Origin of the sequence: Streptomyces paludis, assembly GCF_003344965.1 — a bacterium.
GTDB classification, from domain to species: domain Bacteria; phylum Actinomycetota; class Actinomycetes; order Streptomycetales; family Streptomycetaceae; genus Streptomyces; species Streptomyces paludis.
The window spans coordinates 8,103,372-8,127,347 of the sequence record NZ_CP031194.1 but is presented as its reverse complement, the minus strand read 5'-3'; the positions used below and the strand labels follow the sequence as shown (position 1 = coordinate 8,127,347).

Below are 23,976 nucleotides of genomic sequence, written 5' to 3'. Positions count from 1 at the left end.
GGTGCTCCTCGGTGGGTGGGTTTCAGTGGCCGGCGAGTACGCCGTGGACGGCGCGGACGATCAGCGCGAGGGAGTGGGCGCCGGCGTCCGGGGTGCCCAGGGAGCGCTCGACGTGCGGCCGGGCGCGGCCGATCCGGGGGACGAGGTCGGCGGTGGCCTTGGCCGCCCCTTCGGCGGCGGTGGCGGCGCGGTCCCAGGCGTCGGCGAGGGCTGCGCCCTCGGCGGTGGCGGTGGCGAGGGTGTCGGCGAAGGGGACGAGGACGTCGACCATGGTCTTGTCCCCGACCTCGGCGCCGCCGAGCCGCCGTACGGCGGCGGACGCCTCGCCCACCCCGTCTGCGACGGTACGGGCGGTGGGCCCGTCGGTGTCGCCGAGGGCGGTCCCCACGGCGTGCAGGAGGACTCCCCACAGGGCGCCGGAGGTGCCGCCCGCGCGGTCGGACCAGGCGTCGGCCGCGGCGGCGAGGACCGTACCGGCGCCGGCCCCGGCCTCGGCGGCCTCGACGGCGGCCCGGTGGGCGGCCGTCGAGCCGCGGCTCATGCCGATGCCGTGGTCGCCGTCCCCGGCGACGGCGTCGATCCGGCCGAGTTCCTCGGCGTGGGTGTTGACGGTGTCCCGGAGGGCGGTGAGCGCGGCGACGACGGTACGGGCCGCCGTACGGGAGGCGTCGGTGGCCTCGGGGACGGCCTCGGCACCGGCCGTCTCGGAGACGGTGTCGAGGACGGCCGGGCCGCCGGCCGCGCGGGCCGCGCCCTTGCGGTAGGCGGGGGTGTCGGCCCCGGCCGTCCAGAGGGTTTCCAGCTCGTCGTCGAGCCAGCAGAGGGTGAGCGAGACGCCCGCCATGTCGAAGCTGGTGACCAGCTCGCCGACCTCGGGGTCGACGGCCTCGATCCCGGCCTCCGCGAGCAGCGCGGCGACGCGCCGGTAGACGACGAAGAGTTCCTCGTACTTGACGGTGCCCAGGCCGTTGAGGATGACGGCGGCGCGGGCGCCGTCCGCCGTGTCCACGCCCTCGGGGAGTTCGGCGAGGAGGGAGGAGACCAGCAGTTCGGCGGTCTCGTCGGCGCTGGGTACGTCCTGCTCGCCGATGCCGGGCTCGCCGTGTATGCCGAGGCCGACCGCCATCCGGCCCTCGGGGACCGTGAACAGGGGGTGGTCGGCGCCCGGGAGCGTACAGCCGCCGAAGGCGATCCCGAAGGAGCGGGTCCGGGCGTTGGCGTGCCGGGCGACCCGTACGACCTCGTCGAGGGAGCGGCCCTCCTCGGCCGCCGCCGCGGCGGCCTTGAAGACCGGGAGGTCGCCGGCGATGCCCCGGCGCTTGTCCGCCTCGGCGGCGCTCGCGCTGGAGATGTCGTCGGTGACCGCGACACAGCGGGTCTCGACGCCCTCGGCGTTGAGCTGCTGGGCCGCCTGGCCGAAGTGCAGGACGTCGCCCGCGTAGTTGCCGTACATCAGCAGCACACCACCGCCGGTGTGGGCGTTCTTGGCGACGGTACGGATCTGCCGGGCGGACGGCGAGGCGAAGACATTGCCGACGGCCGCGCCGTGGGCCAGCCCGGGGCCGACCAGGCCGGAGAAGGCCGGGTAGTGGCCGGAGCCGCCGCCGATCACGACGGCGACCTGGCCGGCGGCGCCCGGGGTGGACCGTACGACCCCGCCGGTCACCGGCCGCACCCAGCGGCGGTGGGCCAGGGCGAAGCCCTCCAGCGCCTCGTCGGCGAAGGCTGCGGGGTCGTTGAACAGGCGGGTCATGTCAGTGCACCTCAAGGAGCGGCTGGTCCGCGGGGTTGGAGGGGTCGGCGGGCCGGCGCCGGGAGAGGATCACCATGAGCAGCGCGGAGAGCAGCATGAAGCCGCCGACGACGAACATGGAGAGGGTGTAGCTCCCGCTGAAGTCCTTGAGCCAGCCGGTGACGTACCCGGCGGCGAAGCCCGCGATATTGCCCATGGTGTTGATCAGGGCGATGCCCGCCGCGGCGGCGGCGCCGGTCAGGAAGCGGGAGGGGATCGACCAGAAGACGGGCAGCGCGGCGAAGATGGAGCAGGCCGTCACGGTGATCACGGCGATGGTCGCGGCCGGTGAGCCCATGTACAGGGCGATCGGGATCGAGATACCGCCGACGACGGCGGGGCCGGCGACATGCCAGGTCCGGGTGCCGTTGCGGGTGGCGTGCCGGGACCAGAAGAAGAGGACGACGGCCGCCGGGAGGTAGGGGATGGCGGTGATGAGCGCCTTGTCCATGACGCTGAACGAGGTGCCGAAGCTGTCCTGGAAGCCGGCGATGATGGTCGGCAGGAAGAAGGCGAGCGCGTACAGGCCGTAGATGAAGCCGAAGTAGACCATCGCGAGGACCCAGACCCGGCCGCTGCGGAAGGCTTCCTTGAGGGCCTCGCGGCCGTGGCTCTCCTTGTTGCCGGTCTTGGTGGAGTTCTCCGCGGCCAGCTCGGTGGTCAGCCAGTCCTTCTCCGCCGGGGTCAGCCACTTGGCGTCGGCGGGGCGGTCGATCAGGTAGAACCAGGCGATGACGCCGATGACGATCGCGGGGATCGACACGAAGAGGAACATCACGCGCCAGCCCTCAAGGCCGAAGAGCCCGTGGTGGCCGATGAGCCAGCCCGCGAACGGGGCGCCGATGACCGTGGTGAGCGGCTGTGCCAGGTAGAAGAGGGCGAGCACCTTGGTGCGGTGCCGGGTGGGCACCCACTGGCTCAGGAAGAGGATGGCGCCGGGGAAGAAGCCGGCCTCGGCGACACCGAGCAGGAAGCGCAGCGCGTAGAGCTGCTCGCTGTTCTGCACCCAGGTGAACAGCAGGGACACGATGCCCCAGGTCACCATGATCCTGGCCAGCCAGCGGCGGGCGCCGAAGCGGTGGAGCGCCATGTTGCTGGGCACTTCGAGGATGATGTATCCGATGAAGAAGACACCGGAGGCGAATCCGAACTGCGCCGCGGTGAGCGCGAGGTCGTGGCCCATTCCGTTCGGCTCGGCGAAGGAGACGGCGGTCCGGTCGAGGTAGTTGATGAAGAACATCAACGCCACGAACGGGACGAGCCGGATCGAGACCTTCCTGATGGCTGATCTCTCCACGGCGGATGGAGACGTGGTGGCACCCATGGTGACTCCCTCGGCTGCGCCGGACAGCTCTGTCCGGACTCGGGTCATAGTCGGTAGCGATCGTGGCTGAAAAAGACAGCGGCACCCGCTCGACCGGCTGATGTGTCATCAAGGTAACCCCCAGAAGAAAATTGGTCACCAATTGACCAATGTGGCGAGCGTCACTCTTTATGTGACCTGCGTCTCTCTTGACAGCGGTGCCCGAGGGGCGAGAATGAGGCGACTCAGGACGTACCTGAACAGCGGGAACACCCATCTGGTGTACTGGTGACCGTGACCAGTCAGCCCGATCAGCCCATGTCCGGTTCGCCGGATCTCGCCCGGCTCCTCCGCCCCGTCGTCCGCGAATCCTCGGTCAGCGAGGTCGCGAAGCGGCTTCTCGACCATCTCTCCGCCGGTGACATCAAGCCCGGCACTCGACTGCCCGCCGAGCGTCAGCTCGCCGAGGCGCTGGGGGTCGCGCGCTCCAGCGTGCGCGGCGCGCTCTCGGCGCTCGATGTGCTCGGCATCGTGGAGATCCGCCCGGGGTCGGGGTCGTACGTACGCGAGGGAACCTCGGAGTTCCTGCCGCGCGCCATCAACTGGGGCCTCATGCTGGGGCAGCGGCGCACCCAGGACCTGGTCGAGGTCCGTACGCACCTCGAAGGGGTCTCGGCCCGGCTGGCGGCGGAACGGGCCGGCGACGAGGACGTGGCCCGGCTGGAGGAGCATCTGCGGCGGATGCGGGACGCGGGCACGGACGCCGCGTCGTTCATCGACGCCGACATCGCCTTCCATCTGGAGACGGCGAACATCGCCGGGAACTCGGTGCTCAGCGACATCCTGCACAGCATCCGGGCGCTGCTTCAGGTGTGGATGGAGCGGGTCAGCGATCTGGAGGGCACGGTGAGCGGCACCCTGTGCGAGCACGACGCCGTGCTCGCCGCCATCCGCGCCCGCGACCCCGACGCGGCGAACGAGGCCATGGCCGAGCACATGCGGATGGCCAGCGCGCGGCTGAGGGAGTCCATTGAGTCCGCCGAGCGGACGGCGGACTGACCTCTCGACGGATTCGCCCTCGCCGGACCGGCCCCCGGCGCACAGACGGAAAACGCCGCCCCGCGGATCGCGGGGCGGCGCTCTTCGTGGGGACGGGAATCCGGTCTACCAGTCGCGGGGCCGCTGATTGTCGCGGTACGGCGCCGGCCCCGCGCTGGGCGCGGGGGGCCTGCGGTCGGCGGATTCGTCGTACACCGGCGGCCAGACCGGTCGGGCCTGGGTGTCCTTCCGCGCGGGCTTGGCGGCCGGCTGGTCCCAGTCCCCCTCACCGAGCACCAGCAGCGGGTCGAACATGACCACGACGCCGGCCAGCACCAGGAAGATCACCGGGCCGAGCAGCATCGGGAACATGATCGAGGAGGCCGAACCGCCACCCGCGGAGACTCCGGTGAGTCCCTGGAGGTGCACGCTGATGGCGGCCATCCCCGTGTAGTGCATACCGGTCACGGCGATCCCCATCACCATGCTCGCCGCCAGGCTCGGCAGGAAGCCGTGGATCGACACGGCGGCCCAGAGCGCGGCGGTCGCCGCGACGACGGCGATCAGTACGGAGAGCACCACGACAGTGGTGTCATATTCCATACGGGCATGCAGTCGCATTCCGGCCATGCCGATGTAATGCATGGCCGCCACCCCGAAACCGGTCAGGGTGCCCGCGACAAGCAGTGTGGTCCGGGTCGCACCGCGGTAACCCACGATGAAGACACCGATACCGACCACGATGATCGCCACCGCGAGGCTGGCGATCGTCGTGGGTACGTCATATCCGATCGGCACTTCCTTCACCTGGAATCCGATCATGGCGATGAAGTGCATCGTCCAGATTCCCGAACCGATGGAGGTCGCGCCCAGGGCCAGCCATCCAGGCTTCCAGGACCGCTCCGTACGGAGCGACCTGGTGGTGCAGCGAAGCCCCAGAGCGGCGCCCAGACATGCCATGAGGTAGGCCGCCACAGGCGTGACGGCTCCATAGTTGAATCCATCGATGGTGCCCTGCATGAGTGGTGTGCCCCTCCCCCTTGTGTGGCTTATGTGCAGAAGCCGTGTGTTTACGGTGGCGACACTATGGCCATAAGGGGTCGTGACAAACATCGTTCTGATCACTTGTTGATAAAGGTGTTCGACTGGGCGTGACCAAAACAGGTCTTACTTCATCTGATATCCGGACATCAACGGACGCGGGCCACAAGGTTGAGTCCCTCCACACATCGCTCGTTCGTGCCGAGCGGAGGCTTCGGTGTTCCCGTCGTCATGGGGGCGCTCCTGGGTGTGGAGCCGCGGGACAGGTAAATGGCCTTGTGGGCAGGCCCGTTGACGCGGCATCGGTGAGTGATCAGCCTATGCGAAGGGGCTCGCCACCGGCCGGGCGGCCCCGCCCACCGGCCCCGCGCCCGGTATGCGGATGACCGCCGTACCGCCGTCCAGATCGACCGTGGTGCGGTGCGGGGGCGCTCCGTCCTCCTCGTCGTCCCGCATGAGCAGCGCCGACTGCCGCTCCTTGAGTTCGTTCTGCTTGCCGGGCGAGAAGCTCGCGTGCAGTTGCTCGAAACCGGTGGCCGAGATCTGGCCCTGCCGCACGCTGTTGCGCCACGGCAGCATGCCCGACCGCCCCATGCGCAGAAGGAGTTGATCGACGAAGGCCACCACGGTCAGCAGGATGACCAGCCCAGGCAGCGTCATGAACACGAGTGTTTCCATGGCTCCAGTGTGCACAGCCCGCCGCCGCCCGGGGAGAGCCTGTGGACAACTCGCGCCCGCCGCGCGGAACCACCGCGCCCCTCCGCGACGTTCCCCTCACAACGCCGTGCGGACGGCGGCTCCACAGCACGGGGAACGGACGGTGGCGATGACCGAGTTGGTATCCGGCGGGAATCTGCCCCTGCCCGACGCGGAGCTGTCCCTCCGCGTACCGGGCCCCTTCGATCTCTCCCTGCTGATCACCGGCGACAGCGGCAAGGTCGCCGGGGACGGCGACTTCGTCTTCTACAACCAGCCGTCGGCGCCCGGCGCCCTGCTGCGCGCGGACGGCGCGGGGGTCCATCCCCGGCGGCTGCGGGCGGGGGCGAGCAGGGTCACCGTGGTCGTCAGCCCCGCCGACCCCGCGACGGCGCTCGGCCGGCTGCCCGTGCCGACGCTGACCGTCACCGGGCCCGGCGCGGGGGTGGTCGCGCGGTTCACCCCCGTACGTCCGACACACGAGACGGTGCTGCTGCTGGCGGAGATCTACCGGCGCGGCGGCGGCTGGAAGCTGCGCGCGCTGGGGCAGGGGTACGCGGACGGGCTGGCCGGGATAGCCCGGGACTTCGGTGTGGACGTGGCGGACGAGTCGGCCGGGCCCACCCCGCCCCGTACGCCCGCGCCCCGGCCCGTACCCTCCGGACCCGCGCCGTCACGGCCCGCCCCCGCACGCCCCTCGGGCGACAGTGGTACGGAGGCGGAGTTCGCGACGCTGGTCGGCGCCGAGCGCGCGCGGGCCGGGCTGGCGCCGGTCTCCGTGGACGCACGGCTGTCGGCGGCGGCCCGGGCCCACGCGGCGGCGATGGCGCGGCAGCGGCGGCTCGACGCGGAGGGCGACGACGGCGTCTCCGTCTTCCAGCGGATCACCGCCGGCGGGTACCGCTATCTCCGGATCGAGCAGCATCTGGTCTCCGGTCCCCGCACCCCCGGCGACTTCGTGGCGTACTGCCTGAGCGACGACGCCACCGGCGGTCCGCCGCGCGATCCCGCGCTCACGGAGGCGGGCATCGGCCGGCACACCGACCCCCGCTCCGGTGACGTCTACTGGACCGCGCTGTGGGCGGTGCCCTTCACGGCGGACGGACTGGCCCGGACCACCGCCGAGGTCCTCGCCCTCACCAACGCGGAGCGGACCGCGGCCGGGCTCCGGCCGCTGGCCGCCGATGCCCGGCTGGCGACGGCCGCGCAGGACTTCAGCGCCGACATGGCCGCACGCGCCTTCTACGCGCACACCTCGCCCGAGGGGCTCCAGCCCTGGGACCGCGCGGCCCGCGCCGGAGCCGGCCACCGGGGGATCGGCGAGAACATCGCCTGCGGCCAGCGCACCGCGCGCGAGGTGGTCCGGGGCTGGATGGACAGCCCCGGCCACCGGGCCAATATCCTCAAACCCGGCTTCACCCATCTGGGGGTGGGGTACGCGGGCGGCGGTCCGGCCGGTACGTACTGGACGCAGCTCTTCGGCGAGGTCTGACCCGCCGCGCCGCGCGGGCGGGGCTCCTCAGCCCGCGCTCATGGCGGTGACGGTGAAGGTGTCGCCGCAGACCACCGGCTCGGCCGAGCGCAGCGTCATGGCGTCCGTGGAGCCCGGCGGATAGATCCTGATGAGGCTGGGCGCCTGCCAGCAGGACGGGCCCTTGATGCCCTTGTTCAGGGTGTGCAGCGTGGTCAGGGCGACCCCGCCGGGCGCGAGCGTCACGGCCGGCAGCCGCTCGCCCTCCTGGGTGGCCGGCCGGCCGATGGGCTCACCGTCGCCCGCGAGCAGCGAGACGCCCGGGAAGCCCTGGAGTGTGCACGCGCTCGTCCCCTTGTTGACGAGCCGCAGGTCGTAGCGGATGTTCCCGGCGCCCACGTCGGGCGCGCTCAGATTCAGCCCGAGCCGCTCCGCCGTACAGCGCGGCGCCGCGGCCGGGGCGGGCGCGGCGGAGCCGGCCGTACCGGACGGAGCGGTACCGGCAGCCGTACTGGCGGCCGTACCGGCAGGAGCCGCGCTGGAAGAAGGCGCGGGGGACGGAGCCCCACCGGAACTCGCCCCACCGGAACTGGCCGCTCCGGAACTCGCGTCGCCCGCGGTCCCCCCGCCGCCTCCCGTGGCGGTCTGTCCACCGCTCCCGCTCCCGCACGCGGCCGTGGCCAGCGCCAGCAGGCCCGCGGCCACCGCCAGCGCCCCCGCCCGCCGGGCCCTGCCCGCCCGCACGCTCTCGAAGTGATCGGACACAGGGTCCACCTGCCCTCCACGTCGTATCTACGCGGTACATATACCCGAATATCCTGGATATACAGAGAGAGTTCCCTCCCGGCCGGGAAGCAAGGACGGCAGGAGTGCCATGGACCCGACCGTTGTCGCCGTCACCGAGTACGGCCGGGTGCGCGGGCGGACCGAGAACGGCGTCGCCGTCTTCCGCGGCATCCCGTACGCGGCGGCCCGCTTCGGGCCCACCGCGCCGAAGACGCCGTACGCGCCCCCGCTGGACCGGCTGCTCCCGGATCCGGAGATCCCCGGCGACGGCTGTCTGAACCTCAATGTGTGGACCCCGGACCCGGGCGGCGGCGGGCTGCCCGTGATGGTGTGGATCCACGGCGGTTCGCTGCGGCACGGCTCGTCGGCCGTGGAGACGTACGACGGCGCCGCGTTCGCCCGGGACGGTGTGGTGCTGGTCTCGGTCAACTACCGGCTGGGTATGGAGGGGTTCGGGATGTTCCCCGACGCGCCCGCCAATCTCGGGCTGCGCGACCAGCTGGCGGCGCTCGGCTGGGTCCGCCGCAACGTGGCGGCCTTCGGCGGCGATCCGGATCTGGTCACCGTCTTCGGAGAGTCGGCGGGGGCGTTCTGCGTGGCCGGGCTGCTGGCGTCCCCGTACTCCGAGGGGCTGGTACGGCGGGCCGTGCTCCAGAGCGGGGTGCCGTCGGCCATGACCCCGGCGAGGGCCCGCCGCACGACGCGGCGCGTCGCGAAACGGCTGGGGGTCGCGCCGACCGCCGCCGCCTTCGCCGCCGTGGACCGGGGTGAACTGCTACGCGCGCAGCGCGAGTCGGCCGGCGGGCACCCGATGTCCGGCGGCGCGGGCTTCGATCTCGTGGTGGACGGGGACGTGCTCCCCGAGGATCCGGCGCGGGCGCTCGTCGACGGCCGCGCCGGCGGGATCGACCTGCTGATGGGCACCACCACCGACGAGTACCGCCTGTGGTTCGTGCCCGGCGGGACAATCGACCGGATCGGCCCGCTCACGCTGCGGCTCGCGCCGGCGCGATTCGGGGTACGGCGCCGGACCGCCGCGGTCTACCGGGCCGGCCGGCCCGGCGCGTCCCACGGCGAGATCCTCGGCGCGCTCGCCACCGATCTGCTGCTGCGCGTCCCGCTCAACCGGCTGGCCGACGCCCGGCGCTCGGCCCCGGCGGGAACGTACTTCTACGAGTTCGGCCGGCCGTCCCCGGTCCTGGACCTGCGCGCGTGCCACGCGCTGGAGATCGGCTTCGTCTTCGACACCCTCCGGCTCCCGGCGACCGAGGCACTCACCGGGCCGGGCGCCCCGCAGCCGCTCGCCGACGCCCTGCACGCCGCCTGGGTGGCGTTCGCCGCGACGGGCGACCCCGGCTGGCCGGCCTGGGACAACTCGCGGCCGGTCATGACGTACGGCGGTACGGGCGGCGCGCCGTACGTCGTCCACGCGCCCCGGGACGACGAACGGCGCGCCTGGGCGGGCCGGGGGGAATGACCAGCGGCCGGCGCCCGACCGCTGTTCTCCCGCTACTCGACGGGCAGGGAGCCCGTACGGGCCACCTCCGCGTACCAGCGCGCGCTGGACTTCGGGGTGCGCCGCTGGGTCGCGTAGTCCACGTACACCATGCCGAAGCGCTTGCTGTAGCCGTACGCCCACTCGAAGTTGTCGAGCAGCGACCAGAGGAAGTAGCCGCGGACATCGGCGCCCGACTCGATGGCGCGGTGGACGGCGGAGAGGTGACCGCGCAGATACGCGATGCGCTCGGGGTCGCGGACCTCGCCGTCGGGGGCCGCGTAGTCGTCGAAGGCCGCGCCGTTCTCGGTGATCATCAGGGGCAGCCCGGGGTGGTCGTCGGCCACGCGCGTCAGCAGCTCGTACAGACCGTCCGGGTCGATCGTCCAGCCCATGGCGGTCCGGTCGCCGGGGGTCTGGTGGAAGGCGACACGGTCGGCGCCGGGCCAGGAGCTGTGCTCGCTGGCGCCGTGGCCGTCGGAGCGGTGGGCGTCGGGGCTCTCGTGGTGCGAGACGAGCGTCGGCGAGTAGTAGTTGACGCCGAGGAAGTCGAGCGGCTGGTGGATCCGCGCGAGATCGCCGTCCCGGACGAACGACCAGTCGGTGACGCCGGCGGTGTCCTCGATGAGGTCCGCCGGATAGGCGCCCCGCAGCATCGGTCCCGTGAAGACCCCGTTGGCCAGGGCGTCGATACGGCGCGCCGCGTCGGTGTCCTCGGCGCCGGGCGTCAGCGGCCGTACGTGGTGCAGGTTGAGGGTGACGGAGATCTGGGCGTCGGCGGGCAGCCGCTCGCGCAGCGCCGCGACCGCGAGTCCGTGGCCGAGGTTGAGGTGGTGCGCCGCGCGCAGCGAGTCGGCGGCGTTGGTGCGGCCGGGCGCGTGGACACCGGACCCGTAGCCGAGGAAGGCGCTGCACCAGGGCTCGTTGAGGGTGGTCCAGGTGGTGACCCGGTCACCCAGGGCGTCGGCGACGATGCCCGCGTACTCGGCGAACCGGGACGCGGTGTCCCGCTCGGGCCAGCCGCCCGCGTCCTCCAGCTCCTGGGGCAGATCCCAGTGGTAGAGGGTGACGACGGGCCTGATCCCCTTCGCGAGCAGTCCGTCGGCGAGCCGGCGGTAGAAGTCGAGGCCCTTCTCCGAGGCGGGTCCCTTGCCGGTGGGCTGGACGCGGGGCCAGGAGACCGAGAACCGGTACGCGCCGACGCCGAGCCCGGACATGATCTCGATGTCCTCGGGCCAGCGGTGGTAGTGGTCGACGGCGATGTCGCCGGTGTCGCCGTTGCGCACCCGGCCCGGGGTGTGGGAGTAGACGTCCCAGATGGAGGGGGTCCGGCCGTCCTCCTGGACAGCGCCCTCGATCTGGTACGCCGCGGTCGCCGTTCCCCACAGGAAACCGGCGGGGAAGGTGAGTGCGGGGGTGGGGGTGGAGGTGGCCACAAGGGTCCTTCCGCAGAGTTCGGACTTACGTGGAACAGCGGTACGTGGAACAGGTGCAGTACGGAACGGTGCCGCCGCCGGGAACGGCGGTGCGCACCACGATGGTGCGGGCGACGGCGGCACCCGGAACGGTGGTACGGACGCGGCGCGCCCGCGCCCCCGCGCGGCTGACGCCGGGTCAGCCCTTCACGGCGCCCTGCATGATGCCGCCGACGATCTGCCGGCCGAAGACGAGGAACATCGCCAGCAGCGGCAGTGTGCCGAGCAGCGCCCCGGCCATGATCACCGACTGGTCCCGGACATACCCCGCGCTGAGCTGGGAGAGCGCCACGGGAACCGTCGGATTCGTCATGTCGAGGGCGATGAAGGGCCAGAAGAAGTCGTTCCACGCGTGGACGAACGTGATCATGAACAGCACCGCCATCGGCGGCCGGGCGATCGGCAGCACGATGGACCAGAAGATCCGCAGCGAGTGCGCGCCGTCGATCCGGCCCGCCTCGATCAGCTCGTCGGGCAGCGCCTCCTTCAGATACTGCCGCATGAAGAACACACCGACCGCGCTGACCAGGGTCGGAAAGATCACGGAGGGCAGCTTCTGCCCCCAGCCGAGGTCGGCCATCATCATGAACAGCGGTACGACACCGAGCTGCGGCGGGACCATCATCGTGCCGATGACCAGCATCAGCAGGGCGTTGCGCCCCTTGAATCGGAGCTTGGCGAAGGCGAAGCCGGCCAGGGTCGCGAAGAAGACCGTCGAGAGCGCGATCACGCCCGCGACGATCAGGCTGTTCATCATCGCCTGGCCCATGGCGGCGTCGGTCCACGCCTTGCCCAGGTTCTTGAACAGGTTCGGCCCGGGGAGGAACGGCGGCGGGCTCTGGGTGATCCGGGTGTTGGTGGTGGAGGCGGCCACCATCGTCCAGTAGAGGGGGAAGAGGGAGACCAGGGCGGCGAAGCCGAGCAGGACGTAGGCGAGCGGACCCGCGTGGTGCTGGCGTCCCGCGCCCGGCCGCAGCGCGCGGCGCAGCCGGCGCTCGGCGGGGCGCGAGGGCGGGGTCCGGTCCTGCGCGTCCGCCAGGACCGGTGCGATATCGGTGGTCATGGGCTGCTGGCTCCCTGGTCAGGACTTGCGGGATGTGACGCGCCCGATGACGCGCTGGAGGACGAAGATGAGGATGAGGATGAGGAACATGGCCCAGGCGATCGCGGATGCCCGCCCCATCTGGTAGTTCTTCCAGCCCTCTTCGTAGAGCAGCAGGCCGAGCGTCTGGTACTGGTTGTCGGCGCCGCCGCTGACCCCGTTCGGCCCCTGTCCGAAGATCAGCGGCTCACCGAAGAGCTGGGTCGCGCCGATCGTGGAGAGGACGATGGTGAAGATGATGGTGGCGCTGATGCCCGGGATGGTGACCGTACGGAACTGCTGCCAGCGCGAGGCCCCGTCGATCGCGGCGGCTTCGTAGAGGTCCCTCGGGATGGCCTGCATGGAGGCCAGGTAGAGCAGCGCGTTGTAGCCGGTCCAGCGCCAGATCACGATGGTGGAGATGGCGAACTGGGCGGGCCACTTCTCGCTCGACCAGTCGATGCCGTCGATCCCGACGGCTCCCAGGGCCCAGTTGACCATCCCGAAGTCGCGTTCGAAGAGCATGGTGAAGACCAGGGCGGCGGCGCCGATCGAGGTCGCGTACGGCACCAGGGCGGCGACGCGGAAGAACACCGAGCCGCGGAGCCGGTAGTTGAGCAGATGGGCCAGGCCGAGCGCCATCAGCAGCTGGGGAACGGTGGAGATGACCCCGATGGTGAAGGTGTTGGTCAGCGCGTTCCAGAACAGGTCGTCCTTGAGGAGTTCGGTGAAGTTGGCGAGCCCGCGCCACTCCCTGGTGTGCATCGTGGACAGCTCGACACGGTGCAGCGAGATCCAGAAGGTGTAGAGCAGCGGGTAGAGGCCGAAGGCGCCGAAGATCAGGAAGAACGGGGCGATGAATCCGTACGGCATGCCCTTGAGGTCGAACCGGTGGATGATGTTGCGCCGCGACTGCTGGGAGGAACCGCCGCCCGCGCCGCCCTTCCCGGGTGGCGCGGCTGACGCGGGGTGCGGCTGCCCGCCCGTGGGGGCTGCCGGGGTGGAGGTGGCCACAAGGGCTTCCTTCCGTGGAGTTTGACCGGTGGTGCGGTGACGGGTGGTGAGCGGGGGCGGCGGTGCCCGGTGGGAGCCGGGCGGCCCGGGCGGCCGGTCCCCTGATCGGGGACCGGCCGCCGGGACACCGTGCGCCGGCCGGACGACGCCGGCGCCGCTGGGGGCGCCGCGATCGTTGTCGGTTCCGACGTCGGTGTCGGTGTCGCTGTCGGTTTCGCGGTGGTGCCGGTGTGGCTGTCGGTGCCGGGTCAGCGCGTCAGCTTCTTGATCCGCTCGTCCGTCGTCTTCCATGCCTCGTCGGCGTCCTTGCCGCGGTCGACCAGCTGGAGCCCCTGCGAGAACGCGTCCTTGATGGCGGCGTCCTTGCGTCCCAGGACCTGCTTGTTCGGGATCTCCTTGGCCGCCGCGCCGAAGATCTGGCCGATCGGCGCGCCGCTGAAGTACTCGGACTTGGCGCTCGTGACCGCCGGGAGGTCGAGCGCGGTCTTCGAGGAGGGCAGGTTGCCGAGCTTCTCGAAGATGAACGCCTGCTGCTCGGGAGCGGTCAGCCAGGAGACGAGCTTCTGGGCCTCCTCCTTGACCTTGCTCTGCTCCGTCACCCCGATGAACGCGCCGCCCCAGTTGGCGCCCTTGGGTGCCTGGGCGACATCCCACTTGCCCTTGTTGGCCGGTCCGGCCTTCTCGCTGATGTGGCCGAGCATCCAGGCCGGGCAGACGGTGGAGGCGAAGGTCGACTGGGCGAGACCCGGGTCCCAGCCCTTCTGGAACTGCGGCAGCTTGGCGGTCAGGCCGTCCTTCGCGGCGGAGACCGCGAGGTTCCAGGCGTCCTGCACCACCGGGTTGTCCTGGTAGATGAGCTTGCCGTCCTCGTCGTAGAACTGCTTCTCATCGCCGTAGATCATCGCGTTGAACAGACCGCTGGAGGCGTCCACGAAGGCGAGCTTCTTGTCCTTCGAGTTCTTCTTGAAGGTCCGGCCCGCCTCGACGTACTTGGACCAGTCCCCCGCCCACAGCTTCGCGACCTCCTCACGGTCGGTCGGCAGCCCGGCCTGCTCGAACATGTCCTTGCGGTAGCAGATCGCCATCGGACCGATGTCCGTGCCGAGGCCCAGCACCTTGCCGTCCTTGGTGGTGACCTGGCTCAGCTTCCAGGGCAGGAAGTGGTCGACGCCCTCGGTCTTCGACAGGTCGATGAACTTGTCGGCCTGGGTGTCGACCACTTCCTTCGCGCGGCCGATCTCTATGCCCTGGATGTCCTTGAGTCCGCTGCCGGCCGCCAGGTGCGTCTGGAGCGCGGTGTAGTAGGTCTGCTCGTCACCGGCGACCTCCGCCTCGATCTTGATGTCGGGGTGGTCCTTCATGTACTGGTCGAGCAGGCCGCTCTCCTTGTATCCCATGACGCCGAAGAGCCCCATGGTGATGACGGTCTTGCCGTCCTTGGCGGTCGCCTTGTCCGAGTCGTCGCCGCTGGAGCAGCCTGCGACGAGCGCGAGTGAGACAGCCGCTGCTGTCGCTGACGCGAGGGTGGTACCGAAGCGATGACGGGCCATGCCCATGGTGCTTCCTCCTTGCAGCGGGGCACGGGCGTGCGCCGGCTGCGGCTCAGGATCGACTGCTGGGAGACCCGCCCCGGACAGAGAATGGGAGCGCTCCCAACGGGTTGTGGAAGACTCTCCGTAGACACAGGGTCGTGTCAAGAGTCGAAGTCGGTTCCGTTGCGCGAATGTGTCCGGGCGGCGGCGTCGAGCGGCCGAAATACCGGCCGGACAGCACAATCCCCTGGTGAGCGCCGTGACGCGGGCCGGGGGTGAGAGTCGGGAGACGCGATGAGCAGCCGTAAACCACCAGGCCAGAGGCCAACTCTTGAAGCCGTGGCCCAGCTGGCGGGAGTAGGCCGCGGTACGGTCTCACGCGTCGTCAACGACGCCCCGGGGGTCAGCGCGCGGGCCAGGTCCGCCGTCGAGGCCGCCATCGCCGAACTCCGCTACGTACCGAATCCGGCCGCCCGGTCCCTGGTCACCAGCAGGACCGACAGCATCGCCCTGGTGATCCCCGAGTCGGAGAGCCGGCTGGCGTCGGAACCATACTTTTCGGCCGTCATCCGAGGGGTGAGCACCGAGCTGGCCGACACGGACATGCAGCTGCTGCTGATCCTCGTCCGGGACGGGCGCGAGCGGGACCGGCTGATCCGCTTCGTGGAGGCGCGCCGGGTCGACGGGGTGCTGCTCATCGCGGTGCACCGGGACGATCCGCTGCCCGCGTTCCTGGAGACGTCGGGCATCCCCACGGTCCTGGCCGGGCGGCGTTCGGTGGCCGAGCCGCTGAGCCACGCGCGCTCCGACAACGAGGGCGGCGCGGAGCAGGCCGTACGGTATCTGCTCGGCCGGGGGCGGAGGGCCGTCGCGACGATCACCGGGCCGCTCGACATGGACGTGGGCCGGAGCCGGCTGCGCGGCTGGCGCGACGCGCACACCGCCGCGGGCGGCCCCGCGCCGGACGAGTCGCTCATCGCCCCGGGCGACTTCACCGAGGAGGGCGGGCGCGCCGCCATGCGTGAACTTCTCGAACGCCGGCCGGACCTCGACGCCGTCTTCGCCGCGTCGGACGTGATGGCGGCGGGCGCGCTGACGGTCCTGCGGGAGCGGGGGCGGCGGGTGCCGGAGGACGTGGCGGTCATCGGCTTCGACGACTCGATCGTCGCGCGCCATACGGTCCCGCCGCTGACCAGCGTGAACCAGCCGACGGAGGAGCTGGGGCGGACGATCACCCGGCTGCTGCTGGACGAGATCGAGGACCCGTCCGCCGAGCGCCGCCATCTGACCCTGCCGACCACGCTCGTCCACCGCGCCACCACCTGAGCCGGTCCGTCGGGCGCCCGGTCCGGGGCCGGGCCGGGCGCCCGACGGCGCCTACGCGGACGCGGGCGCGGACCCGGTCGGCGCGAAGGCGTCGACGCCGGTCAGCCCGGCGGAGAGCCGCCACGGACGCGCCGCCCGCCCGGGGTCGGTGGCATGGCCGTGGACCCCGCCGGAGCGGTCCGGGGAGGCCGGCTCCGCGATGTCGCGGTCCTCGCGGTAGACACCGCCCAGCCCGGCCGGCGTGGGCGAGGTCGCCGCCCACACCTGGGTGGGCGCGCCCTGCTCGGGTGTCTTGAATTCGCTGTTCACCACGGTGCCGTCCGCGTCGATCCAGCCCGCGTCGACCATCTCGCGGCGCTCCGGATGGCGCTGGAGCGGGGTCATGATGCCGCCCGGGTGGAGCGCGAAGGCCCGTACACCCGACTCCCGGCCGAGCGCGTCGAGGTGTACGGCGAACAGTACGTTGGCCGTCCGTCTTGGCCTGGCCGTAGGCGAGCCACTTGTCGTAGCCGCGCTCGAACATCGTGTCATCCCAGCGGACGGGCGGGAGCCGGTGACCGCCGGAGGACACCGAGACCACCCGGGCGCCACCCGGGTCTCCGGGCAGGCCACGATCCCGGCGTTGTTGATCATGATGTCGATGGTGCGGCCCGAGGCGAGGAAGCGGTCGGCGAAGCCGCGGACGCCGTCGAGGTCCCCGGGGCGCGGGGGGTCTCCAGGCCGAGCCCCGAGCAGCCGCCGGTGACGACGGCGAGCCGGCCGGTGAGATCGATGCCGCGGAGAACCCCGGCGGCGGTGCCGCGCGGCCCGAAACCCGAGCCGATGCTGTGCTGAGCGGTAGTCATGCCGGGCACGCTACGAGCGCGAGTGCTCTCGAAGTCAACCCACCGGCCCGGCGGACCCCGGATTCACCCCGGTGGGCGGTTTGCCCGCGATCCGGTTGAGGTGGCCGGATCGCTGCCCGTTGTACGGGTCTGTACCGGGCCCGGCCGCAGGGCGCACCCCGCTCTGGTGAGCGAGTGTCGAATCGCTCGGCGGACCGGGAGCCGCGAACCGCCCACGATCGGGTCACCGATACCCGCTCCGCGCGGCCCAACTGCTAGGCAGGGACGTTCCTGTCCGTACCCGGAGCCCCACTGGAGTCAGCCATGTCCGCCGATACCGTTCTCGCCCAGGGCCAGCCGTCGCCCGGCACACGCCCGTTGATCCCGGGGCAGGCCGCCGACGGGGCGCCCCCCGCCGCGGCGTGCCCGGTCGAGGAGCGTGACTTCACGTTCGAGGGGTTCCGCTACACCTGTCGCGTCGTGGGCCGCGGGGAGCCGCTGACCGAGCCGATCCTGGTCCTCGGCGGCTCCTCGCAGGACCGCAACTCCTGGGTACGGCACGAGAAGACACTGGCTCCGCTGGCACAAATGATCACCGTGGATCTGCCCGGGTACGGCAGCGCCGACTTCCTGCCGGCCGAGCACGGCCTCGATTTCCTGGCCGCCGCCGTCCGGCAGCTGCTGCGCGAACTCGGCGTCGCGCGGGTCAATCTGATCGGGGTCTGCTTCGGCGGCGCCATCGCGCTGCGCTTCGCGCAGCAGTGCCCCGAGGCGGTCGTCCGGCTGATGCTGACCGGTATGACCATGCGCATTCCGGCCAACTACGCCGCGTCGATGGAGCGTTGGGCGGTCATGATCGAGCGCGGCGAGACGACGGCCATCGCGCGTGAGCTGGCCGGTCACTTCATGTCGCCGCCCGGCACCGGACTGGTCCGCAAGCACACGGCCGTCTCCCGCCTCGTCTACCAGCAGATGGTCGGCCAGGACCCCGAGCAGCTGAGCAAGTCGGCGGAGCACAACTCCCGGCTGATGCGGCACGACTGGTACCGGCCGGGTCCGGTACCGGCCGTCCCGAGTCTGGTGGTGACCGGGGAGCACGACACACTGACCACCCCCGCGATGGGACACGAGGTGGTCGCGGCGCTGCCGCCCGGCGCCCGCTATCTGCTGATCGACGAGGCCGACCATCTGGCCCCGGTGGAGCGGATCACGGAGTTCGCGGACCTCGTGGCGCGCTTCTGCACGGACCGGTCGCTGGACGCACTGCCGTACGCGCACGAGCCGGTAAGCCCGGCGGCGGGCGCGGCGACGACGGCGGGCGCGGCGACGGAGAGCGGGACCGCGGCGCCCTGACCGTGCGGTGGCCGGGGCCCGTGTGCGGACCCGGGCCGCCGGCAGGCAGGCTCCTACCGCGCGAGTTCGCGCACCGTCGCCATGTCGCTGAACGGGATGAGGCGGTCACCGACGATCTGGTGGGGCTCGCTTCCCTTCCCCGCGATCAGCACGACATCACCGCGCCCCGCTTGGGCCAGGGCGTATGCGATGGCGTCGCGGCGGTCGGGGAGCCGCTCGTACCGGGTGCCGGTGGTGTCGAGCCCCGGCGCGATCTGGTCCATGATGGCCCCGGGGTCCTCGTCGCGCGGATTGTCCGAGGTCAGCACGCACACATCGGAGTGTGTTCCGGCGATCTCCCCCATCCGGGCGCGCTTGGTGATGTCGCGGTCGCCGCCGCAGCCGAAGACGGTGATGATCCGGCCACGGGCGAACTCACCGATCGCGGTGAGCACTTTCTCCAGCGAGTCCGGCGAATGCGCGTAGTCGACGATGACGGCGGTGCCGTCCGGGGTCTCGAAGCGCTCGAACCGCCCCGGGACCGGCGGCATCCGGTCGAGGACCCCGACGAGACCGGCCAGGTCGTGCCCCAGCAGATGGCAGGCGGCCACCGTGGCCAGGGCGTTGGACACCGAGAACCGGCCGGGGACGGGAATCGCCGCCGGGTACTTGCGCCCTTCGTGGTGCAGGGTGAAGCGGGTGCCGAACGCGTCCATGGTCAGATCGGTCGCCCGGTAGTCCGCGGCGGCGTCGAGCGCGTACGTCACGACGGCCCCGGGCATCAGCGCGGCGATCCCGGCGCCCACCGGATCGTCCGCGTTGACCACCGCGCGCTCGCAGAGCCCCTGGAACAGCCGGAGTTTGGCGTCCCGGTAGTGCTCCATGGTGCCGTGGTCGTCAAGATGATCCTGCGTCAGATTGGTGAAGACGCCGATATCGAGAAACGCGTGGTCCACACGGTGGTGCAGCAGCCCCATGGAGGTGGCCTCCAGGACCACGGTGCCGACCCCGCGCTCACGCATCCGCCCCAGCAGGTACTGGAAGTCCGGCGCCTCGGGTGTGGTCAGCACCGACCTCGGCATGGGGATCAGCTCGTCGCCGATCCGGCTGCCCGCCGTACCGATGACCCCGACCCGCGCGCCCTCGGCCAGCCGCAGTACGGACTCCACCATGTACGAGACCGAGGTCTTCCCGTTGGTGCCCGTCACGGCCACCATGTCCATGCCGCGCCCCGGCTCGCCGTGGTAGCGGGAGGCGACGAGGGCCGCGGCCCGCCGGGCGTCCGGTACGCGGACGACACACACCCCGTTCTGCGCCCACACGGCCGCCGGCACCTCCGGCGTCGACGCGTCCACCAGCACCGCGACGGCGCCGCGCGCGAGCGCCGGTCCGATGGCCTCGGGACCGCCCTCGCGATGGCCGGGGACGGCGATGAACAGCGATCCGGGCGACACCCGGTGCGCGTCGAGACAGACGCCCGCGGTGACCGCCGTGTGCGGCTCGCCCCGCAGAGTCTCGTGATCGTGCCCCGCGAGCAGCTCGCTCAACTTCACAGGGGGTCCTCTCGTCGTGAAGGGCGCGGCGGTCCACGAGTCCGTGGCGACGCGTTGGTACGGGAGGAAGCGGTGGTACGCGGCGGTGATACGCAAGGGAGAAGCCGGGCCTGAGCCGTCGCCGGAAGAGGCGAGGGGCAAGGGGGCGGGGGGCGGGGTGACGGGTGGCGCGCGTCGCTAGCCGTGACCGCGCACGACGAAGGAGCCGATCGCCTTACATGTACCGCCCATGAGGGGAGTGTACGGCCGCGCGGCCCTTCTCCTGTCCGGGCACGACGGACGGGCGGGCCGCACACGGCGGCCCGCCCGGAGAAACCCGCACGCGAAGAGGCGCGAAGAGGCGCTACCCGGCGCTCAGACGCCGCGCCCGTTGCCGGTGCCGCTGGTCTTCGCGGCCTTGATGCCCTTGGTGATCTCGTCCATGACGGCGAGCTTGGGCGCCTTGTCGTTGATGTCGAACCCGGAGCGCACGACGACGAGCAGGTTCGGGGTGCTGGGCGAGGGGAAGACGACCGACTGCACATAGCCGTCGTCGCCCTTGCTGGTGGTCACCTTCCAGCGGACCAGATAGCCCTTCTGACCGGCCACGGTGACCGCCTCGGACTTCAGCTCCTCGTGCGAGGCGATCCCGTAGACCTCGCTGCCGTACGACTCCTCGGCATTGGCCGAGATGTCCTTCTCGGCGGACGCCTTGGCCGTCTTCTCGGTGTTCTTCAGCGCGGCGGCGGGCGCGGAGTTCACCCCGCCGCGCACACAGGTGCCTTCGGAGCCGCCGGGGCAGGTGTAGTTCCCGGTGGTGATCTGGGCGCCGATGACACCGGACACACCGGTCCAGCCGTCCGGTACCGGAATGCTGATCCCGCTGGCCGCGTCCGTGGCGTAACCGTCCTCGGTGGGCACCTGCGGCCCGCTGTTCCCGCCGCCGGATCCGCCGTTGCCGCCCTGCCCGTCGGGCCCCGGGCTCCGCTCCCCCGGGCGCGAGGGCGCCTCGGACCGGGGGGAGCCGTTCCCGGCCGCGTCGGCCGGGCCGCCGCCCCCGCCGTCCCGTCCGAGCAGATAGAAACCGCCCGCTATGGCCAGCGCCACCACCGTCGCGGTGACCCCGACGATCACGCGCCGGCCGGTGGAGGGCGCGGTGGCGGGCGGCAGCGCCGGATACGGCGGCGCGTCCGGCGGACCCCACGCGCCGGGTGGCCCCGGACGGAGTTCGTCGGACCAGGCCGTGCCGTCCCACCATCGTTCCTGACGGGGACCGTCACCTGTGTGACCCGGGTCGGGGTGCCAGCCGGGTGGAGTCGAGTTCGTCACGACCCACACCTTAGGCATACAGTCTGAAAAGCCGGTGAGAGGGCTATGAGAAATCCGCGCCGCCGCCCCGATGTTGGCGCAGTTCCCGCTTCATGATCTTGCCCATGTCGTTGCGGGGCAGCGCGTCCAGATACCGCACGGCGCGGGGCCTCTTGTGCGCGGCGAGCTGCGCCGCCACATGCGCGGCCAACTCCTCGGCGGACGGCGGGGTTTCGTCGCGGGCCGGGACGATCCAGGCGACGATCCGCTCACCGAGGTCGGCGTCCGGCTCCCCGGTCACCGCCGCCTCCCGTACCCCGGGGTGCTCCAGCAGGACGTTCTCGATCTCGCCCGCGCCGATCTTGTAACCGCCGCTCTTGATCAGGTCGGTGGCCTTCCGGCCGACGATCCGGACCTGGCCGTCGGGGTCGCGGATCGCCATGTCCCCCGTACGGAACCAGCCGTCCGTGAAGGCGTCGGCGGTCGCCTCGGGCCGGTTCAGATACTCCGTGAACAGGTTGGGTCCGCGCACCTGGATCTCACCGACGCTCTCCCCGTCGTACGTCCCGATCGCGTCGCCCGCCTCGTCGACCAGCCGCAGCTCCACCCCGCGCAGCGGCACCCCGACGGTACCGGCGCGGGTCTCGCCGTCGGCGCGGACGCTGGTGTTCATCAGCGTCTCGGTCATCCCGTACCGCTCGACGACCCGGCGGCCGGTCGCGGCGGTGATCCGGCGGTGGTCGGTCAGCGGCAGCGCGGCGGAGCCCGAGACCAGCAGCCGCGCCCCGGCCAGCGCCTTGGCGAGCGCGGGATCCGTGCCGAGCGCCTCCGCGAGACGGTGGTACATCGTCGGTACGCCGAAGAACATGGTGGCACCGGAGAGGAGTTCGCGGGTGACGCCCTCGGTGTCGAACCGTCCCAGGTGGCGTACGGCGCCGCCCCGGCGCAGCGGTCCCAGGATGCCGAGGATCAGCCCGTGCACATGGAAGAGGGGCAGCGCGTGGACGAGTACGTCGTCGGCCGTCCACTGCCAGGCGTCCTCCAGCGCGTCCAGTGTGGCGGCGACGGCCCGGCGCGGCAGGACGACGCCCTTGGGCGGGCCGGTGGTACCGGAGGTGTAGACGATCAACGCGGGTGATTCCGGGGCGGGTTCCGCGAAGGACCGCTCCGTCGCCGACCCGGCTCCGGCCGCGGCCGGAGCCACCCGTACCAGCGCCGCCAGGGCGGGCGGGAGCATGACGTCCGGATCGGCGACGACATGGGTGGGGGCGCTGTCCCCGATGATGTGCGCCAGCTCCCGCTCGCCGCTCCCGGGGTTGACGGGGACGACGGGGACCCCGGCGAGCAGCGCGCCCACCACGCCCACCGCCGTGCCGAGGGTGGGCGTGGCCCAGACCGCGACCCGGCCCGCGCCGGTGAGCCCGGCGGCCACGGAGCCCGCCGCGTCGGCCAGTTCGGCGTGGCTGAGGGCGCGGTCACCGAACCGCAGGGCGGGGCGCTGCGCGCGGGCGGCGAGGGCCGGGAGAAGAGGGAACACGCGGTGTTCTCCTTACTGTCGACGGAACCGGTCCAGCGAAGCCTGACACCTCGGGCGCCAACCGGACAGCTCACCGGGTGCGGGCCGGGACCTCTCCCTTCGCCCGGACGCCCGCCGCCGGGCGGGGGACGGCACGGTCCGGAGAGGAAGGGGGAGAGGAGGACGGAGAGGGCGTACGGCGGCGTTCCAGGGCGCCGGAGACAAGGGCGAGGACGAGCGCGGATCCGGCGAGCGCGGCGCCGACCCAGTTGGGCGCGGTGTATCCGTACCCCGCGGCGATCACCAGTCCGCCGAGCCAGGCGGCCAGCGCGTTCCCGAGGTTGAAGGCGCCTATGTTCAGGGCGGAGGCCAGCGTGGGCGCGGCGGCGGCCTGGTCGAGCACCCGCTTCTGGAGCGGCGGTACGGTCGCGAAGCCCAGCGCGCCGATCAGCGCGATCGTGACGGCCGCCGCGGCCTTGTGGTGGGCGGTGAGCGTGAAGAGCGCCAGAACGACGGTGAGCGCGCCGAGCGTGCCGTACAGCAGGGGCATCAGCCGGCGGTCCGCGAACCTGCCGCCGATCAGATTGCCGGCGACCATGCCGAGCCCGAGGAGCATCAGCAGCCAGGTCACCGAGGAGTCCGCGAATCCGGCGGTCCGGGTCATCATCGGGGTGATGTAGGTGATCGCCGCGAAGACCCCGCCGAAGCCGAGCACGGTCATCGCCATGGCGAGCAGCACCTGCACATCGCGCAGGGCCGCGAGTTCGTGGCGCAGCCGTATGCCCCCGTCACGGGGCTGTTCCGGTACGAGGGCGGCGATGCCCACCAGGCCGAGCACCCCAAGCCCCGCGACCAGCAGGAAGGTGGCCCGCCAGCCGGCGCTCTGGCCGATGAGGGTGCCGAGCGGCACACCCACGACATTGGCGACGGTCAGTCCGGTGAACATCAGGGCGATGGCGCCCGCCTTCTTGCGCGGGGCGACCAGGGAGGCGGCGACGACGGCGCCGATGCCGAAGAACGCGCCGTGGGCGAGCGAGGCGACGACGCGTCCGGCGAGCATCACCCCGAAGGTGGGCGCGAGCGCGGAGAGCACATTGCCCGCGACGAACAGGACCATCAGCAGCATCAGCATCCGCTTGCGGGAGATCCGGGTGCCGAGGACGGTCATCAGCGGGGCGCCGAGGACCACCCCGAGGGCGTAGCCGGTGACGAGCAGTCCGGCCGTGGGGATGGTGACGCCGTACGCGGCGGCGACCTCGGGAAGCAGTCCCATGATCACGAACTCTGTCGTTCCGATCCCGAAAGCCCCGATGGCCAGAGCGAGGAGGGCCAAGGGCATGGCGTGCCACCTTTCAAGCGATTGCGTGAGCCTTTTACCGTCACACACAATACTTGCAGACGCGGATTAATTGCA

At 71.7% G+C, this 23,976-nt stretch carries 18 protein-coding genes and 1 pseudogene; 5 read left to right on the top strand and 14 right to left on the bottom strand.

Features of this window, described 5'->3' with window-relative positions; all coding sequences use genetic code 11:
* Positions 1-22 precede the first annotated feature (22 nt).
* Both DVK44_RS35070 and DVK44_RS35065 read right to left on the bottom strand, forming a co-directional pair.
* Positions 23-1,753: a dihydroxyacetone kinase family protein gene (locus DVK44_RS35070; RefSeq protein ID WP_114664635.1), complete on the bottom strand. Its 1,731-nt coding sequence runs from the start codon at positions 1,751-1,753 to the stop codon at positions 23-25.
* Between the two features lies 1 nt (position 1,754).
* On the bottom strand, positions 1,755-3,116 hold the full coding sequence (locus DVK44_RS35065; protein ID WP_114664634.1) for an MFS transporter: 1,362 nt from the start codon (positions 3,114-3,116) through the stop codon (positions 1,755-1,757).
* 267 nt (positions 3,117-3,383) lie between these two features.
* Here DVK44_RS35065 and DVK44_RS35060 point away from each other — a divergent pair, with 267 nt between their 5' ends.
* A complete protein-coding gene (locus DVK44_RS35060) occupies positions 3,384-4,154 on the top strand; it encodes a FadR/GntR family transcriptional regulator (RefSeq protein ID WP_114664633.1) in 771 nt (256 codons plus the stop codon).
* A gap of 105 nt (positions 4,155-4,259) precedes the next feature.
* Here DVK44_RS35060 and DVK44_RS35055 read toward each other — a convergent pair whose 3' ends face one another.
* Both DVK44_RS35055 and DVK44_RS35050 read right to left on the bottom strand, forming a co-directional pair.
* The gene (locus DVK44_RS35055; RefSeq protein ID WP_114664632.1) at positions 4,260-5,153 is read right to left on the bottom strand and encodes an MHYT domain-containing protein; all 894 of its coding nucleotides are present in this window, start codon (positions 5,151-5,153) and stop codon (positions 4,260-4,262) included.
* 339 nt (positions 5,154-5,492) lie between these two features.
* Positions 5,493-5,852 carry a DUF6191 domain-containing protein gene (locus tag DVK44_RS35050; RefSeq protein WP_114664631.1) on the bottom strand — a complete coding sequence of 120 codons (360 nt, stop codon included), beginning with the start codon at positions 5,850-5,852 and terminating at the stop codon, positions 5,493-5,495.
* Between the two features lie 148 nt (positions 5,853-6,000).
* On the opposite strand from DVK44_RS35050, the gene DVK44_RS35045 reads away from it, so the two are divergent.
* Positions 6,001-7,362 (top strand): CAP domain-containing protein, encoded by a 1,362-nt coding sequence (locus tag DVK44_RS35045; protein WP_114664630.1) that lies wholly within the window; start codon positions 6,001-6,003, stop codon positions 7,360-7,362.
* Between the two features lie 27 nt (positions 7,363-7,389).
* Here DVK44_RS35045 and DVK44_RS35040 read toward each other — a convergent pair whose 3' ends face one another.
* A complete protein-coding gene (locus DVK44_RS35040) occupies positions 7,390-8,106 on the bottom strand; it encodes a DUF4232 domain-containing protein (protein WP_114664629.1) in 717 nt (238 codons plus the stop codon).
* A 109-nt stretch (positions 8,107-8,215) separates the two neighbouring features.
* Here DVK44_RS35040 and DVK44_RS35035 point away from each other — a divergent pair, with 109 nt between their 5' ends.
* Positions 8,216-9,604 (top strand): carboxylesterase/lipase family protein, encoded by a 1,389-nt coding sequence (locus tag DVK44_RS35035; RefSeq protein ID WP_114664628.1) that lies wholly within the window; start codon positions 8,216-8,218, stop codon positions 9,602-9,604.
* 32 nt (positions 9,605-9,636) lie between these two features.
* Here the strand turns inward: DVK44_RS35035 and DVK44_RS35030 are convergent, their stop codons facing one another.
* The 4 genes from DVK44_RS35030 to DVK44_RS35015 form a co-directional block, all read right to left on the bottom strand.
* Positions 9,637-11,058, bottom strand: coding sequence for a GH1 family beta-glucosidase (locus tag DVK44_RS35030; protein ID WP_114664627.1), 1,422 nt, complete (start codon positions 11,056-11,058; stop codon positions 9,637-9,639).
* A 178-nt stretch (positions 11,059-11,236) separates the two neighbouring features.
* Entirely contained in the window at positions 11,237-12,160 is a 924-nt protein-coding gene (locus DVK44_RS35025; protein WP_114664626.1) for a carbohydrate ABC transporter permease, read from the bottom strand.
* A gap of 18 nt (positions 12,161-12,178) precedes the next feature.
* Positions 12,179-13,192, bottom strand: a complete 1,014-nt coding sequence (locus DVK44_RS35020) for a carbohydrate ABC transporter permease (RefSeq protein WP_228447505.1) — start codon at positions 13,190-13,192, stop codon at positions 12,179-12,181.
* Between the two features lie 248 nt (positions 13,193-13,440).
* Positions 13,441-14,742: an ABC transporter substrate-binding protein gene (locus DVK44_RS35015; RefSeq protein ID WP_114665642.1), complete on the bottom strand. Its 1,302-nt coding sequence runs from the start codon at positions 14,740-14,742 to the stop codon at positions 13,441-13,443.
* Between the two features lie 276 nt (positions 14,743-15,018).
* Here DVK44_RS35015 and DVK44_RS35010 point away from each other — a divergent pair, with 276 nt between their 5' ends.
* Positions 15,019-16,050, top strand: coding sequence for a LacI family DNA-binding transcriptional regulator (locus DVK44_RS35010; protein ID WP_114664625.1), 1,032 nt, complete (start codon positions 15,019-15,021; stop codon positions 16,048-16,050).
* Positions 16,051-16,101: 51 nt separating this feature from the next.
* Here DVK44_RS35010 and DVK44_RS35005 read toward each other — a convergent pair.
* Positions 16,102-16,895, bottom strand: a pseudogene (locus DVK44_RS35005) (oxidoreductase).
* 303 nt (positions 16,896-17,198) lie between these two features.
* Here DVK44_RS35005 and DVK44_RS35000 point away from each other — a divergent pair.
* Positions 17,199-18,227: an alpha/beta fold hydrolase gene (locus DVK44_RS35000; RefSeq protein WP_114664624.1), complete on the top strand. Its 1,029-nt coding sequence runs from the start codon at positions 17,199-17,201 to the stop codon at positions 18,225-18,227.
* A gap of 53 nt (positions 18,228-18,280) precedes the next feature.
* On the opposite strand, the gene DVK44_RS34995 is transcribed toward DVK44_RS35000, so the two are convergent.
* The 4 genes from DVK44_RS34995 to DVK44_RS34980 all read right to left on the bottom strand — a co-directional run bounded on the left by DVK44_RS34995 (position 18,281) and on the right by DVK44_RS34980 (position 23,901).
* On the bottom strand, positions 18,281-19,759 hold the full coding sequence (locus DVK44_RS34995; protein ID WP_114664623.1) for a UDP-N-acetylmuramoyl-L-alanyl-D-glutamate--2,6-diaminopimelate ligase: 1,479 nt from the start codon (positions 19,757-19,759) through the stop codon (positions 18,281-18,283).
* A 354-nt stretch (positions 19,760-20,113) separates the two neighbouring features.
* Entirely contained in the window at positions 20,114-21,067 is a 954-nt protein-coding gene (locus tag DVK44_RS34990; RefSeq protein ID WP_181957593.1) for a DUF2510 domain-containing protein, read from the bottom strand.
* 43 nt (positions 21,068-21,110) lie between these two features.
* Complete coding sequence (locus DVK44_RS34985) at positions 21,111-22,583, bottom strand: acyl-CoA synthetase (RefSeq protein ID WP_114664621.1); 1,473 nt, start codon at positions 22,581-22,583, stop codon at positions 21,111-21,113.
* 70 nt (positions 22,584-22,653) lie between these two features.
* Positions 22,654-23,901: an MFS transporter gene (locus tag DVK44_RS34980; protein ID WP_114664620.1), complete on the bottom strand. Its 1,248-nt coding sequence runs from the start codon at positions 23,899-23,901 to the stop codon at positions 22,654-22,656.
* Between the last annotated feature and the right edge of the window lie 75 nt (positions 23,902-23,976).

Coding starts and splice junctions, on each gene's coding strand:
- DVK44_RS34980 (WP_114664620.1), bottom strand. CDS start 23,901: ATGCCCTTGGCCCTCCTCGCTCTGGCCATCGGGGCTTTCGGGATCGGA.
- DVK44_RS35015 (WP_114665642.1), bottom strand. CDS start 14,742: ATGGCCCGTCATCGCTTCGGTACCACCCTCGCGTCAGCGACAGCAGCG.
- DVK44_RS35045 (WP_114664630.1), top strand. CDS start 6,001: ATGACCGAGTTGGTATCCGGCGGGAATCTGCCCCTGCCCGACGCGGAG.
- DVK44_RS35065 (WP_114664634.1), bottom strand. CDS start 3,116: ATGGGTGCCACCACGTCTCCATCCGCCGTGGAGAGATCAGCCATCAGG.
- DVK44_RS35025 (WP_114664626.1), bottom strand. CDS start 12,160: ATGACCACCGATATCGCACCGGTCCTGGCGGACGCGCAGGACCGGACC.
- DVK44_RS35035 (WP_114664628.1), top strand. CDS start 8,216: ATGGACCCGACCGTTGTCGCCGTCACCGAGTACGGCCGGGTGCGCGGG.
- DVK44_RS35000 (WP_114664624.1), top strand. CDS start 17,199: ATGTCCGCCGATACCGTTCTCGCCCAGGGCCAGCCGTCGCCCGGCACA.
- DVK44_RS35055 (WP_114664632.1), bottom strand. CDS start 5,153: ATGCAGGGCACCATCGATGGATTCAACTATGGAGCCGTCACGCCTGTG.
- DVK44_RS35070 (WP_114664635.1), bottom strand. CDS start 1,753: ATGACCCGCCTGTTCAACGACCCCGCAGCCTTCGCCGACGAGGCGCTG.
- DVK44_RS35010 (WP_114664625.1), top strand. CDS start 15,019: ATGAGCAGCCGTAAACCACCAGGCCAGAGGCCAACTCTTGAAGCCGTG.
- DVK44_RS35050 (WP_114664631.1), bottom strand. CDS start 5,852: ATGGAAACACTCGTGTTCATGACGCTGCCTGGGCTGGTCATCCTGCTG.